This window comes from Leisingera sp. ANG-Vp (assembly GCF_000813725.1).
In the GTDB taxonomy this organism is placed as follows: Bacteria; Pseudomonadota; Alphaproteobacteria; order Rhodobacterales; family Rhodobacteraceae; genus Leisingera.
Genome location: NZ_JWLD01000032.1, coordinates 75,826 through 89,327, shown reverse-complemented (window position 1 = coordinate 89,327; position 13,502 = coordinate 75,826). Strand labels below are relative to the sequence as shown.

The 13,502-nt window shown below is 60.7% G+C and carries 13 protein-coding genes; 9 read left to right on the top strand and 4 right to left on the bottom strand.

From position 1 onward, the window contains the following. Positions 1 to 13: 13 nt before the first annotated feature. Positions 14 to 2,410 carry a GcvT family protein gene (locus RA20_RS11590; RefSeq protein ID WP_039128501.1) on the bottom strand — a complete coding sequence of 799 codons (2,397 nt, stop codon included), beginning with the start codon at positions 2,408 to 2,410 and terminating at the stop codon, positions 14 to 16. Positions 2,411 to 2,413: 3 nt separating this feature from the next. Continuing rightward, entirely contained in the window at positions 2,414 to 3,037 is a 624-nt protein-coding gene (locus RA20_RS11585) for a cupin domain-containing protein (RefSeq protein ID WP_052248975.1), read from the bottom strand. A 59-nt stretch (positions 3,038 to 3,096) separates the two neighbouring features. On the opposite strand from RA20_RS11585, the gene RA20_RS11580 reads away from it, so the two are divergent. From RA20_RS11580 to RA20_RS11545, 8 genes are all read left to right on the top strand, one after another. Continuing rightward, positions 3,097 to 4,278, top strand: a complete 1,182-nt coding sequence (locus RA20_RS11580) for an aromatic ring-hydroxylating oxygenase subunit alpha (protein WP_039128498.1) — start codon at positions 3,097 to 3,099, stop codon at positions 4,276 to 4,278. After that, a complete protein-coding gene (locus tag RA20_RS11575) occupies positions 4,275 to 5,507 on the top strand; it encodes a M24 family metallopeptidase (protein ID WP_206540109.1) in 1,233 nt (410 codons plus the stop codon). Before RA20_RS11580 ends, RA20_RS11575 begins: the two co-directional genes overlap by 4 nt. A gap of 317 nt (positions 5,508 to 5,824) precedes the next feature. Continuing rightward, complete coding sequence (locus tag RA20_RS11570) at positions 5,825 to 6,733, top strand: protoglobin domain-containing protein (RefSeq protein ID WP_039128495.1); 909 nt, start codon at positions 5,825 to 5,827, stop codon at positions 6,731 to 6,733. 3 nt (positions 6,734 to 6,736) lie between these two features. Continuing rightward, positions 6,737 to 7,096 carry an STAS domain-containing protein gene (locus RA20_RS11565; protein ID WP_039128492.1) on the top strand — a complete coding sequence of 120 codons (360 nt, stop codon included), beginning with the start codon at positions 6,737 to 6,739 and terminating at the stop codon, positions 7,094 to 7,096. Next, the gene (locus RA20_RS11560; RefSeq protein ID WP_039128489.1) at positions 7,093 to 7,512 is read left to right on the top strand and encodes an anti-sigma regulatory factor; all 420 of its coding nucleotides are present in this window, start codon (positions 7,093 to 7,095) and stop codon (positions 7,510 to 7,512) included. The genes RA20_RS11565 and RA20_RS11560 overlap by 4 nt, the downstream gene beginning before the upstream one ends. Continuing rightward, complete coding sequence (locus tag RA20_RS11555) at positions 7,509 to 8,135, top strand: SpoIIE family protein phosphatase (protein ID WP_039128487.1); 627 nt, start codon at positions 7,509 to 7,511, stop codon at positions 8,133 to 8,135. The genes RA20_RS11560 and RA20_RS11555 overlap by 4 nt, the downstream gene beginning before the upstream one ends. Further along, positions 8,132 to 9,283: a sensor histidine kinase gene (locus tag RA20_RS11550; RefSeq protein ID WP_039128485.1), complete on the top strand. Its 1,152-nt coding sequence runs from the start codon at positions 8,132 to 8,134 to the stop codon at positions 9,281 to 9,283. Before RA20_RS11555 ends, RA20_RS11550 begins: the two co-directional genes overlap by 4 nt. After that, positions 9,276 to 9,686: a response regulator gene (locus RA20_RS11545; protein WP_241482244.1), complete on the top strand. Its 411-nt coding sequence runs from the start codon at positions 9,276 to 9,278 to the stop codon at positions 9,684 to 9,686. Before RA20_RS11550 ends, RA20_RS11545 begins: the two co-directional genes overlap by 8 nt. A gap of 277 nt (positions 9,687 to 9,963) precedes the next feature. Here the strand turns inward: RA20_RS11545 and leuB are convergent, their stop codons facing one another. Both leuB and RA20_RS11535 read right to left on the bottom strand, forming a co-directional pair. Then, positions 9,964 to 11,073, bottom strand: a complete 1,110-nt coding sequence (gene leuB / locus RA20_RS11540; RefSeq protein WP_039128482.1) for a 3-isopropylmalate dehydrogenase — start codon at positions 11,071 to 11,073, stop codon at positions 9,964 to 9,966. Further along, positions 11,070 to 12,263 carry a TauD/TfdA family dioxygenase gene (locus RA20_RS11535; protein ID WP_039128479.1) on the bottom strand — a complete coding sequence of 398 codons (1,194 nt, stop codon included), beginning with the start codon at positions 12,261 to 12,263 and terminating at the stop codon, positions 11,070 to 11,072. Before RA20_RS11535 ends, leuB begins: the two co-directional genes overlap by 4 nt. 110 nt (positions 12,264 to 12,373) lie before the next feature. Between RA20_RS11535 and RA20_RS24665 the strand changes: the two genes are divergently transcribed. Then, positions 12,374 to 13,258 (top strand): LysR family transcriptional regulator, encoded by an 885-nt coding sequence (locus RA20_RS24665; protein WP_052248974.1) that lies wholly within the window; start codon positions 12,374 to 12,376, stop codon positions 13,256 to 13,258. Positions 13,259 to 13,502 lie beyond the last annotated feature (244 nt).

The following is a 13,502-nucleotide window of genomic DNA, read 5'->3' as shown; positions in this document are numbered from 1 at the left end:
CGACTGCAGCCTGTCAGCCTCGCAAACGCGTGTTGTCCGGATCCCAGGGGGCGTCTGGCAGGACGGTGGCGGCAACCTGCCGGCCCAGCAAAGATACTGTCAGAGCCGTTTCGGGCGCGCGGGCCTTGTCCTTGAGAAAGGCAATGGCCAGGGACCTGCCCAAAGTGTGGCCGTAAGCAGCTGAGGTGATGGAACCGGCCAGCTGGCCGTCCAGGAACACCGCCTCACCCATCAGAGCGTCTGTTTCTTCCCCCTCCAGTGCCAACAGGGCAATGCGGCTGCGCGGCACCCGCGCCAGCATGGCCTCGCGCCCGATAAAGTCTTTGTCCGTTGCGGCAAAGCGTTCCTGGCAGACATCCTTGTGGCTGGCGTCATTGGCCAGCTCATGGCCGCCGCGATAGAATTTCTCCAGCCGCAGGCTGTCCAGCGCCTTGCTGCCAAAGGCGCCGATGCCATGGGCCTGACCGGCTTGCCACAGCGCATCCCACAGCTCCCCCAACTGCGCGTTTGACGCGTGCAGCTCATAGGCCAGCTCACCGGTAAAGCTCAGCCGCATCGCCAAGAGCGGGATGCCCGCCACTCTCAGCGGCTTGCAGCCCAGCCAGCGCAGGCTTTCGTTTGAGACATCATCGTCGGTGCAAGCGGCGAGAACATCCCTCGCCATTGGCCCGGCAAGGCAGAGGATGCCGGTTTCATCTGTGGCATTCCTGATCGCCGCACCATCCATCGGCACGCCGCAATGCAGTGTCAGCCAATCCCAAACCCGCCGCTCCGATGGGGCACCGGTAACGAAGTAAAAGCTCTCGGGGCCGGTACGGGCAATAGTTGCCTCACCCTCGATGGTACCTTTGCGATTGAGCAGCAGCGTCAGGCAAGTGCGCCCTTCCTGCGGCATCTTATTGGCACAAAACATGTTCAGCCAGGCTTCTGCTCCTGGCCCTTCGATCCGGAACTTGGCAAAGGCTGAAAGATCCGCCAGCCCCACCCGCTGCCGCACCGCTGCGCTTTCCGCCGCTGCCTGATCAAAGGCGGAGGTCCGCCGCCAGCCCGTCGGCTCATCGTTGTATAGCCGCGGGCGTTCCCAGCCGCCGGCCTCTTCGAACAAGGCTCCGAGTGCCGCCGTACGCTCATGTGCGCCAGACCGTTTCACATTCCTGCAGCTTTGCCGCTGATGCTGAGGATAAGGCATGGCCTGGCGCAGGGTGTAGTCCTCAGTTGCGCGCTGGCGGGCATATTCCGCATCCGCCCAAATGCCAAACCGGCGCGGGTCGAAGGCACGGGTGGAAATATTTGCGCTGCCCTCCACCATCCATTCCGCCAAGGCCCGGCCCGCGCCTGGCCCCCAAGCGATGCCGACAGTGGCGCCGCAGGCCAGCCAGTAGTTCTTCAAGCCCGGAGCCGGGCCCAGCAGCATAGCTCCGTCGGGTGTATAGGTGATACCGCCGTTCACCACCCGCTTGATACCGCGGTTCATCAGCGCGGGCATCCGTTTGAAACAGTTCTCAAGCCAAGGTGTGATGCCGTCCCAGTTCGGCTCGAACAGCTCATTGGCGCTGTCCCAAGGGCACCCCTCAAGCCAGGCAGATTGAGGGTCCTGTTTATCGTAAAGCCCGATCAGCGCCGAACCCTGCTCGCGCCGCACGTAGCCGCAGAAGTAATCATCTCTGGTAACCGGGATCTCATGCACCATCGCCTCGAACTCGGGCACTGCATCGGTGACCACATAGTGGTGCAGCATGGTTGTAATCGGCAGTTCCAGCCCCGCCATCTGCCCGACTTGCCGGGCGTGGTAGCCCGCCGCATTCACCACATGCTGGGCGATGATGGTGCCCTGCTCGGTTGTGACCTCCCATTCTCCGGACGGCAGCTGCCGGGTCGCGACAACCTGGCAATTGCGCCGCACCTTTGCTCCCAGCTGCCGCGCGCCCTTGGCCATCGCCTGACAGGTCCCTGACGGGTCCACATGACCATCATCCGGAGTGTAGACAGCCCCCAGAACGCCAGCGGCTTCAACATCATACAGAGGGTTCAGCCGCGCCACTTCCGCTGCATCAATGATGTGCGCTTCCTGCCCGCGGGCCAGAACAGCGTCGCGGATGTGGTTGATCCAGTCCATATGATCGGGGCTGGTCGCCACCCGCAACGAGCCGCAATTGTGCCAGCTGACGCCAACCTCAGTCTCTGCCTCGATGCGTTTGTAAAGGTCCACACCGTAGTCATGGATCGCCCCCAAGGCCTGGCCGCCCACCATGCGGCTGACCAGCCCTGCCGCATGCCAGGTGGCACCGCTGGTCAGCTCCGCCTTCTCCACCAGGATGCAGTCGGTCCAGCCCATATGGGCAAGATGATACAGCACGCCGGCGCCCATATTGCCGCCGCCGATCACCACCACGCGCGCGTGTTCGGTCATGTCCTACCTTTTCAGAGACACCGGCGTATTGGCCCAGACAATCTGCGCCTCCACCTTGCCGGGATTGAGGAAACGATGCGGGATGTCAGCAGAGAAGCTGAAACTGTCCCCGGTTTTCAGATGAAAGACTTCGCCGTCCAGAGTCAGCTCAATCTCTCCCTTCAGCACCATCCCGGCCTCTTCGCCCTGATGCGTGTACAGGTCATCGCCCGTGCTGCCGCCGGGCGCATATGTGGAGATACCCATCGCCAGATCGCGGTCGAGGCTGGCGGACAACAGATGATCCTCAAACCCCATATAGTCGGTTCCCGAGAGGCCCGAATAGGTCAGCTTGCGGCGCCGGTCGGCCCGCACGATATAGGGCCGCTCCTCGGCAGGGGCCGGGCCGTCGGTTTCAAAGAACCAGCCCACCGGCACCCCCAGCGCCTCAGCAATCTCCCCCAGTGCAGTGACCGAGGGGCGCGCCTGGCCGCGCTCAATCTTCGACAGGAACGACACCGAGCGCCCGCTGGCCTCCGCCAGGTCCGCCAGCGTCAGCCCTTGCGCCTTGCGCAAGGATCGCAGGTCCTCGCCCAGCTGCAGCAGCGGGTCAATTTTGTCTGTTTCTGAATTTTTCTTGACGTTCATGAAAAATTACAGTGCAAATTTTTCCTAGCGTAGCAAGTTTTTTCTCAAAGGAGCAATCTATGGACGGCACATTCCCGGACAGCCCTGTCTTGCAGAAGGTCAAGGATCTGCTGGGCGAGGAAGGGTTTGCCCAGACCTTTGCCCCGATCGAGGAAGCCAGCGGCCTGCCAAACGCCGCCTATTGGTCCGACGACTGGCTGGCGCTGGAAAGGGAGCATTGCTTCCGCCGTTCCTGGGTGTTTGCAGGTGCTGCGGCCGAACTGCCGGAACCTGGCGATATGAAGCCGCTCGAAATCGGCGGTGCGCCCCTGATCATCCTGCGCGATCAGGACGGGCAGATCCGCGCCCTGCACAACGTCTGCCGCCACCGCGGCGCCAAGCTGGTGACCGAGCCGTGCCAGAAGCGAACGCTCACCTGCCCCTATCACGCCTGGGTCTACGGGCTGAACGGCAAGCTGCGGGCGCGGCCGCATTTCAGCGGGCCGGACATCACCGACACCTTCAAGAACGGCGGTGGCGACAAGCTGGATCTGGTCGAGGCCCGCTGCGAGGTCTGGAACGGCTGCATTTTTGTCAATGTTTCCGGCGATGCAGAGCCGCTCCTGGATTGGCTGGCGCCTCTGCTGGAGCGCACGCCCGGTTATGACTTCTCGTCCGTCCGCTGGGCCGGCAAGCTGGAGTTTGAGGTCAATGCCAACTGGAAGCTGGTCTACGAGAATTACATGGAGGGCTATCATGTCTTTGCCGTCCATCCGAAACTGCTGAAATTCGCGCCGATGAACGTGCGCTGGTCCGGCGAATGGGACCGGCACGTGTTCTACAACGACTACATCTTTCCTGAACTGGGCGAAGGGCGCGGCGACAAGCTGCCCCATTATCCGGGCCTGTCGGAGGCGGACGCCAAGCGCGGCCTCTGGTTCTTGTGCTTCCCGCATTTCGCCGCTGAAGTTTTTCCCGACCAGTTCACCGTCTTGGTGAGCTATCCCGTGGCCCCCGACAAGACCCGCGAGGAACTGCATGTCTTCCTGATCGGCGACGCTGCCACCTCGGACGGCCACGCAGAAGCGCGAGCCGAGCTGATGCAAATGTGGGACGATTTGAACCGCGAGGATCTGGCCATGCTGGAACTGCTGCAGCAGGGCCGCCTGTCGCCCGCCTATGACGGCGGCCGCCTCAGCCCGCATTGGGAGGGGCCGACCCACGACTTCGGCCGCCGCGTGGTGGAAAGGATCCTGTCATGACCCTGCCCGCCGATGCGATGGTCCAGGCTGACTGCTGGAGCGACCTCAGCCGCTACCGCGAGATGCCCGAGATCGACTACGACCGGATGCACCGTTACCGGATCGGCCGGATCCGTGCCGAGCTGAAGCGCCATGATGCCGCCATGTGCGTGCTGGTCAGCCCGATCAGCCTGCGTTACGCGGCGGACTACCGCTCCTACGCGCTGTTTCAGTCGCATATCCCCACCACCTACCTGTTTGTCCCCCAGGAGGGACCCGTGGTGATCCATGGCCTATATGGCCCGACGCCTAAGGTGGGTGATGTCCGCACCAACCGGGCGCTTTCCTACTTCGACGGCGGGCCGGTGCTGGGGGACAGCGCGCCCCTGCTGGCCGATGATGTCGTCAATTTCCTCAGCGAGATCGGCACGGACAACCGCCGCGTTGCTGTTGAATACGTGAACCCTTCCCTCACCCAAGCGCTGATGCAGCGGGGGCTGGAAGTGATCGACGGGGTGCTGATCTCGGAACAGGCCCGGGTGATCAAATCCCCGGACGAAGTTGCCTGCATAAAATGGGCAGTCGAAGTCGCCGAACTGGGCATCGCCAAAGTCAAGGAAGCGCTGCAGCCAGGAGTGAGCGAGCTGCAGCTCTGGGGGCTTTTGAACTACACTAACCTGGCCAACAACGGCGACTGGCACGACGGCCGGATGCTGGCCTCGGGCCCGCGGATCAATCCCTGGCTGCAGGAGGCCTCGCCGCGGCGGATCGAAGCCGGTGATCTGGTGGGCTTTGACACTGACATGATCGGCCCGTTCGGTTATTTCGCCGACATCTCACGCACATTGCATTGCGGTCCGGCCAAGCCCACGAAACGGCAGCGGGAAGTGTACCAGCTGGCGGCGGCCGAGATCGAGCACAACCTGGGACTGGTCAAGCCTGGTGTGACATTTGCCGAGTTTCAGGAACGCGCCTATCCAGTTCCCGAAGAATACCGCGAAAACGCCTATGCCTGCATCGCCCATGCAGTCGGCATGTGCGACGAATATCCCCGCATCAACCCAGGCTTCCGCGGCGCCAACCCCTATGATGGCGTGATTGAGGCCGGGATGGTCCTGTGCATCGAAAGCTACATGGGGGCCAAGGGCGAAACCGGTGTCGGCGTCAAGCTGGAGCAGCAGGTTCTGGTAACTGATGACGGATACGAAATGCTGTCCTCCTACCCGCTGGAAGAGGCCTTGATGGAGTAGGCTGCCGGGATCAGCTTCCTCCTTCGCCCGGGCCCTTTCCTGCCTTGAAGGGGGCCGGCGCGGCCTGTTTCCTGCAGCCGCACCTCGCTGAGCCGCCACTTGGAAAAGCAGCTGACATGCGAGAGCTTTCATTTTTTGCATTCTGCATAACTCGCAGACCCCGTGAGCCGGAGCGGCCTTCAGGTGCTTACTGAATGAAATCTGAAGCTATTTTACTCTATCTAAGATTGTACGTTGGGAATACACTAGTCTTAAATACATAATTAATACCCTCAAGGGGTTTCCCGCGAAGGCGAATGCAACCATCAGGTAGACCTATGACTAAAGTAATTTCCTCATCCCACCCAGCATCGGCCAGTGAAGCGGCAACCCATGCAAACACCTTATCCTGGTTCGATATCAGCCCATTGGACAAGGAGCGGATCAGGGAACTTGCCCCGGTCTCGGATCAGGTCGGCGATGAAATCATCAACGATTTCTACACCCATATTCTCAACTTCGAGGAAGCAGCCAAACAGTTCGCCGATGAGGCGCAGATCGCCCGTGTGAAGAAAGGCCAGAAGCGCTACTTCAAGGAACTCGTCTCGGCAGAGCTTGATGAAGCCTATGCCGAAGACCGCAGGCGGATTGGCGACATCCACGAGCGCGCAGGCATCACGCCCACGCTGTACATTGGCGCGTATGCCTTTTACCTGCAGCGCCTGGGGCACGTAGTTCTTGAATCGCTGGAGGACGATCCGGCCAAAGCCTTCCACCTGGTGCTGTCGCTGATGAAGATCGCCCATTTCGATATGGCCCTGGCCCTGGAAACCTATGTCGGCGCACGCGAGAAAACGATTGAGACCCAGCAGCGCCAGATGAGCGAACTGCCGACTCCTGTGCTGAAACTGCGGGACGGGCTTTTGCTGATTCCGGTGGTGGGCACACTCGACAGCTACAGGGCAAGATCGCTAACGGTCCAGTTGCTGGAAGGCATCCGCGAATACCGGGCCCGGGCGGTGGTACTTGATATTACAGGTGTTGAATCTGTTGACAGCGCAGTGGCCAACCATCTGATCCAGACGATGACGGCTGCCCGGCTGATGGGCGCGAAGTCAATCCTGACAGGCATTTCTGCAGATGTTGCGCAGGCTCTGGTGAAGATCGGCGTTGACGGCGAAAACATGAACACCGCGGGGGATCTGCAGCAGGGCATGGAGCTGGCCGAAAAGCTGCTGGGAGCCTAGAGCATGGCAGTCCGCGTCCCCATTCTGCGCCAGGGCAGCCACTTAATAGCCTCGATTCAGGAAGAACTGAGCGACAGTGATATCCTGAACCTGCAATCCCGCATTCTGGACGAAGTGGTCAAACGCCAGGCTGACGGCGTTATCATAGACGTCGGCGCTTTGGATGTGATCGACAGTTTCGGAACCAGAACACTGGCTGAAATCGCCAGTGCGGTTCAATTGCGCGGTGCAAAAATGGTAATTGTCGGCATCCAGCCGGAGGTGGCCCTGTCGATGGTGCTGCTGGGCCTGACTCTTGAGACGGTCCCGACGATGCTGGATTTGGATGCCGGCATCGCCGAACTGAATGGCGCAGCCCGATGAAGGCGGCTGAAACCGTAACGGCGCAACAGCAAAGCGTTCAGCACGACGGGGACGTCGTCCTGGCCCGTCAGATGGGGCGCCAGATGGCAATGGCCCTTGGCTTCAGCAAGCCGGATCAGGCGCTGATTGCCACGGCGATTTCCGAACTGGCCAGAAACATCGTGAACTACGCGTCCCATGGCACGGTAGACGCGCAGCCGGTTTCGGACGGCCGGGATACGGGCCTTCATGTGGTGGTGTCCGACAGAGGCCCCGGCATTGACGACATCGAGGCCGCAATGACCGACGGGTTTTCGACGGGCCGCAGCCTGGGGCTCGGCCTGCCCGGAACCAAGCGGATCGTCGATGAGTTCGATATCCAAAGCACGCCAGGCAAGGGTGTGACCGTGACCATCATCAAGTGGAAGCACAGATGACGAGCGGGCACATACCTCTGCCGGGATCGGACCGGCAGCTGAATTGGTCGGTGGCGCACAAGACGAAACAGGCCGGCCAGGCCTCGGGCGACGGTTATCTGATCAGCCGCAACACCCGGAGCGTGCTGTTTGCAGTTGCAGACGGCAGCGGCAGCGGCAAGCCTGCCGCAGCTGTAACTGAAACCTGCCTGGCGGTATTGGGCAGCCAGGGAGAGCTTGGGCTGCAAGACGGTTTCACACAGTGCCACAGAGTCCTGAAAGGCAGCCGGGGCGCTGCATTGGGCATGATCTTGATTGACGTGCAGAGCAGCAGGTTTTCCTGGGCAGCTGTTGGAGACGTCGACGGATTGCTGGTACGTGCAGCCGAGGACCAGCCTAATGAAACCCTGATACAAAGGGGAGGTGTTCTGGGAGTGAGCCTGCCTCGGCTGCACCCATCCGATCATGTCATGCAGCCTGATGACCTGATTGTTATGACGAGCGACGGGGTCAAGCGGGCTTACCGCGCGCATGTCAGAGCTGGCGCTTCTGCAGATCGGACGGCGGCTGACGTTATGGACCGGTTTGCCCACCCGCGTGACGATTCTATCGTCCTTGCAATTTCCATGGGGCGGGTCCGATGAACAGAGCCCAGCACGCGGACATCACTAAACGTTACTTTGCCGCCCTGGCGGATTTTGCCGAGTTCGGCCAGGAGACACGGCTGGTTCTGGCTTATGATCTGGCGCGGGACGCATTACGGGAAGGCATCTCTCTGGCAGAGATCAGCGGCATGCATCACGTTGCCCTGCATGAGCTGCTGGAAGCCCCCGACAACCCGGCTGAGCGGCTGGAGCGGCTGGAGCAATTCTTTCTCGAGGTGATTGCAGTCTACGATATGGCGCTGCGTGGCTACCAAAGCACGGTTCAGTCTCTGCAAACGGAAAACCTCAAACGGCGGGGAACGGAAAACAGGCTCCGCGAACTGACGGACGAACTGAAACGCCAGCGTGACAGGCTCGACATTCAGGTGCGCGAGCGGACTGCGGAACTTGCCAGCAAAGCAGCTGATCTGGAGCAGGCCAATGAGCAGCTGCAGCACACGAACAAAGAGCAGGCAGAGTTCACCTACGCAATTTCGCATGACCTGAAATCTCCCGTTAACACGGTTGGCATGCTGATCAAGGAACTGGCCGGCGAATACGGCGGCGTGCTGGATTCCAGCGGCATGGAGTTGATCGATCTCTCTCTGCAGACTACCGACAGGATGAGCCAGCTGATCGAAGATGTTCTGAACTATTCCAGGACAGTCGAAGCCGACTTTATTATCGAGCCGGTCGACCTGGGTGCGCTTTTCCTGAACCTTGCCGCAGACCTGAAGGCAGACATGATGGAGCACGATGCCCGGCTGACGGTTGGTGACCTGCCAGTCATCCACGGAAACGCGTTTCAACTGCAGATGCTGTTCCGGAATTTGCTGTCCAATGCATGCAAGTTCCGCACCCCTGAACAGCCGGCGCAGATCTCGGTGTTTTGCACCCGCAACCTCGGGAACGGCAAAATGAGCATTTCAGTCTCTGACGACGGTATCGGCATAGCGCCTGAGTTTCACCAACAGATTTTTGCGCTGTTCCAGCGCCTGCACACCTATGACGCCTATCCCGGATCCGGTCTGGGCCTGACGTTATGCGCGCGCATCGCCAGGAACCACAACGGCGCCATGGAAATTGAATCAGCCCCTGGCCGGGGCTCCACCTTCTCACTAGTCATCAATGGGGCAGGAAATGACTGACGAACCTTGCATTGGAACGGTGATGCTGATCGACGACGAGCAAGCCGATCAAATGATGTACCGCCGGGTTCTGAAAAGATCCGGAATGGTCCGGGACCAGATCTCCTTTCAGTATGCTGATGAGGCCCTCGCTTACCTGAAAAAAGAGGATCGCGAGGAGATCGATCTCATTCTCCTGGACATCAACATGCCCCGCATGAACGGTTTCGAATTTCTCGAAGCGGCAACTGCGGAACTTGGGCCAGCATTTGCCAAAGCCGTTGTTGTCATGCTGACAACATCAATAGACCCCAGAGACCGGGAGCGTGCGGAAAAGTTCAGCGTCGTTAGGAAATTCATCAACAAACCGCTCACCATTGAACATGTTGAGGTGATTGCAAAAATTGTAGAAAGTGAGGCCTAATCGCCGCCATCGGGCATCAAAAGGCCACTGCCCGGAAAACTGGCTCCATTGCTTTGCCGGATCAAAATTCCTTGGGCTCTGTGCTGCTCCGGAGCGGCAGCCACTCAGTAAACAGCGGTGCCTCGCACGTCCTATTCAGTCCTTAGGACGCGCGCTTGACGCCTTCAGTATCAACCTGGCCTCAGACGTGTGCAGACTTTGAAAACAAGCGCGCTGCCCACACCAGTGGATCAGCAATACGTTTTCCGGCCACTCTCCAACTACCCGAACGCAACCATCATGTGTTCGAACTCAAGTTGTGCAGAACCATTTGCGTGACAGTGGCTGTATCAGCCGCTCCCCCCAGGTCCGGCGGCAGCTGCCCGGCATTCAAAGCCCCGTCTACTGCCTGTTCGATAGCACGGGCAGCCAAAGGCTGTCCGAAACCATGCTCAAACATCATCGCAACTGACAAGATCGCACCGATCGGGTTGGCGATGCCCTGCCCGGAGATATCCGGCGCGCTGCCATGTGTTGGCTCGTACAGCCCGCCCTTGACGGGATGTCCCGGCCTTGCAGCAGCAGGCAAGGTCGCCGACGGCAGCATGCCCAGCGACCCGGAGACCACCGCGATCAAGTCCGAGATGAGATCCCCGAACAGGTTGTCAGCCAGCAGCACATCAAAGTCCCGCGGCGCGCGGGCGACGGCAAAGAGCGCATAATCCATCAGCAGATGGCGTAATTCGACGTCCGGGTACTCGTCGCGCCCGACCCGCTCCACCGTTTCGCGCCAGAGCTTGCCGCTCTCCATCACGTTCGATTTGTCCAGCGACGCAACATGCCCACGCCGACCGCGCGCTGCCTCGAAAGCGCAGCGGGCGATGCGTTCGATTTCTCCCGTGCGGTACTCGCTGATTTCAAAGCCCCGGATCTGGCCGTCGCTCAGCACCTCGCGCCCGCGGGGTTCGCCATAGTAGATGCCGCCCGAGTTTTCCCGCACAACCAGCAAGTCAGCTCCGTCCACGACATCCTGCCGATAGGGCGTCTGCGCCACAAGCGCCGGCCATGCCCGCGCAGGGCGCAGGGCATTGTACACGTCCAGCTCGATCCGCAGACGGGTCAGGCCATCACTTTCCGTGATCGGGCCGTCGATCCGGATGCCATCCCATTCCGGCCCGCCGACCGCTCCAACCAGAATGGCATCCGCTGCCCGGGCCTTGGCCACAACCGCATCCGTGCAGAAGGTGCCATGCACATCCCAGGACGCGCCGCCCAGAAGATCCTCCTCAATCTCGACCGCTACGCCAAATTGCTCAGCGGCATGGCGCAGCACCGCTAGCCCGCTGGCCACAACCTCTGGCCCGATGTGATCGCCGCCAAGGGCCAGCACTTTGAACGGGCGGCTCATCCTGCCATCCCTTGCTGCAGCACCAGATGCATAGCGTCCGGGTCCAGCTCCCTTTGCAGCAGGCGCATGCTGGAGTGGAAATCATCCAGATCGACCGAAGACGTCAGCACAGCCCGCGGCGGCGTCTCCGGCGCAAAGCCGGTCCGCCCATGCAGCAGCCTCTGATTGTCGAACAGCAGCCCCTCCCCGGCCTTCAGATCCAAGGTTAGGCGCAGATCGTCGCTGTACAGCAATTCAAACAGCCTTTTCAGCGCGCGATAGACCGGCACAACCTGATCGCCTGGCACATCCAGAGGCGAAATCTGCCGCTCGTTCATCCGCACCCCGCAAACCTCGCCCCGGTCGTCCAGCCGGATGACCGGCAAATGGGACTTGTACCAGCGCATGTTGCCGTGGCTGTTATCGCCAGGATCGAAGCGCTGGCATGTCACCGGCGTATTGCACAGCAGGCTGAAATCCTCAGGCCATTGCTGCTTCAGGCGCCGGACGGCTTCGAACCCGTCCACCAGGGTTGAGGCACCGCCGTTTGAACTGGGGCGAAGAACCTGAAACACGGTGATCCCGATCGCGGCATAGCGGTAGGGTTCATCCACATGCGGGTCCAGCGGGCCGGTGGTGTCGCCCACATTGGTCACGGTCGCCTTCTTTTTCAGCGTGTAGGTGCCGTAATGGGTCTGCCGCTGCGCCCCGGCCAGCCGGATCATCCGCTGGCTTTCCGCCTTGCCGGCCGGAGCATCCACGATCTTGCAGAAACCGTAATCCCGTACCTTTTCGAGAATTTTCAAACGGGCTGCCGGATCCGCCTCTGCCTCAGCCAGCGACCCGACCGGCAGGTCGGTTCTGAGCGTGCTGTCCCATAGGACAGGCTGCACACGCCTGCGGGCACGCTCGGCATCCGAGTAGCAGTGATTGCGCAGCCAGCGCGCTGCATATTCGGACCGGTGCCCGTCCGGCCAGATCACCTGAACGCTGTTACCCTCGACCGCCGCACTCTCGATGGATATCCCTTCGTCGATATGGTGCAGCCGGATGCTGCGCACACCGGTCTCCGGCGTGCCGCACTCCGGGCACCAGCATTGGTGCCTCAGCCAGATGGGATGAAACCGGCTTTGATGGCCGTCTTCCCAGATCGCGGTCAGGAGGCCGTTTTCGATGGCGGCGGAGCGGATGCTGTTGCGTGCCGATGGCATTGGACTGTTCCTCGCGGGTTTCCTGCCCGCCATAAGGTCCCCGGCAGATACATTTGACAAATTCCAATTCAACACAAGATAATTGAGCTTAGCTCATATATGGTGCCCGCATGCTGCCCGACCCCAAAGACCCCTCCTATCTCGGCGCTCTGGTCTATTTTCATCATGCTGCCGAAAGCCTGAGTTTTTCCCGTGCAGCCCAGGCCCTGAACGTGACCCCCTCGGCCGTCAGCCACCGTATCACGGCGCTGGAGGGTGCCATTGGGAAACGGCTGTTTGAGCGGCGTGTGCGCGAAGTCAGGCTCACCCAGGATGGTGCCGAGCTGGCACGCGCCACAGCAGTGATCTGGAATGAACTCAAAGAGATCACCGGGAAACTGACAACACGGGAGGTGCTGCGGATCTCGGTCGGGCCTTATCTGTCGTCGCAATGGCTGCTGCCCCGGATCGGCGCATTTGAGGCGCAGCATCCCGGTCTGCGGGTGGATCTGATCCACGTGATCGGACTGCCTGAAGCCCGTCTGGCGGACGCCTCGATCATCTGGGCCGAACTGGATAGCCCTCCAGCCTGTGCAGCGCTGCTGTTTGATACTAAGGCCATTCCGGTTGCGGCGCCCGGGGTGCAAACCAGCGGCAACTTCTGGGAGGGCGCACTGCCGCCCATCCACTACCGCGATCGCTCAACCTGGCGTCACTGGCTGTCAACGATAGGGGCTCCAACAGATTTTGCAGAACGCGGCGAGGTTCTGGAAGAGCCTCACATGGTTCTCGAAGCTGCAGCATACAGGCGGGGAATTGCGATCGGCTTTCTGCCTTTCATCGGCACATTCTTTGACCAGGGGCGGCTGGTCCATGTGGGAACGCAATCGATCCGCTCCAACCGGGGTTACTTTCTGCAGGTGAATTCAGGTGCCCAGCCAAAAGCAAAACTGTTTGCCAGCTGGGTCGAAGGGCAGGCGAAAGAGCTTCTTTTCCGCACAGCAGCAAACGCTTGATCCCGTTGCGTTAGACGAGGTGATCTATTGCCTCTGTTGCGGGCAAAAGACAGGTGAAAGCGTCACGGCCCTGCGGCAAGCTAAGATGCCTGCCTGCCAAAGCGTGGCACCAATGAAGACGATCCGCAGCCTCGGCATCTGCGCTCTGCTCGGCCAGAAAAGACCGCTCGCGGCACCGCTCGTTTTCAATCGCTGCCTCGTGCAGCGCTACCGGAACCGATGCGTCCTGAACCTCGGATCTGTG

Bases quoted from the DNA above. Each gene is read 5' to 3' on its own strand.
- RA20_RS24665 (WP_052248974.1), top strand. From the start codon at position 12,374: ATGCTGCCCGACCCCAAAGACCCCTCCTATCTCGGCGCTCTGGTCTAT.
- RA20_RS11585 (WP_052248975.1), bottom strand. From the start codon at position 3,037: ATGAACGTCAAGAAAAATTCAGAAACAGACAAAATTGACCCGCTGCTG.
- RA20_RS11535 (WP_039128479.1), bottom strand. From the start codon at position 12,263: ATGCCATCGGCACGCAACAGCATCCGCTCCGCCGCCATCGAAAACGGC.
- leuB (WP_039128482.1), bottom strand. From the start codon at position 11,073: ATGAGCCGCCCGTTCAAAGTGCTGGCCCTTGGCGGCGATCACATCGGG.
- RA20_RS11575 (WP_206540109.1), top strand. From the start codon at position 4,275: ATGACCCTGCCCGCCGATGCGATGGTCCAGGCTGACTGCTGGAGCGAC.
- RA20_RS11590 (WP_039128501.1), bottom strand. From the start codon at position 2,410: ATGACCGAACACGCGCGCGTGGTGGTGATCGGCGGCGGCAATATGGGC.
- RA20_RS11545 (WP_241482244.1), top strand. From the start codon at position 9,276: ATGACTGACGAACCTTGCATTGGAACGGTGATGCTGATCGACGACGAG.
- RA20_RS11555 (WP_039128487.1), top strand. From the start codon at position 7,509: ATGACGAGCGGGCACATACCTCTGCCGGGATCGGACCGGCAGCTGAAT.
- RA20_RS11580 (WP_039128498.1), top strand. From the start codon at position 3,097: ATGGACGGCACATTCCCGGACAGCCCTGTCTTGCAGAAGGTCAAGGAT.
- RA20_RS11570 (WP_039128495.1), top strand. From the start codon at position 5,825: ATGACTAAAGTAATTTCCTCATCCCACCCAGCATCGGCCAGTGAAGCG.
- RA20_RS11550 (WP_039128485.1), top strand. From the start codon at position 8,132: ATGAACAGAGCCCAGCACGCGGACATCACTAAACGTTACTTTGCCGCC.
- RA20_RS11560 (WP_039128489.1), top strand. From the start codon at position 7,093: ATGAAGGCGGCTGAAACCGTAACGGCGCAACAGCAAAGCGTTCAGCAC.
- RA20_RS11565 (WP_039128492.1), top strand. From the start codon at position 6,737: ATGGCAGTCCGCGTCCCCATTCTGCGCCAGGGCAGCCACTTAATAGCC.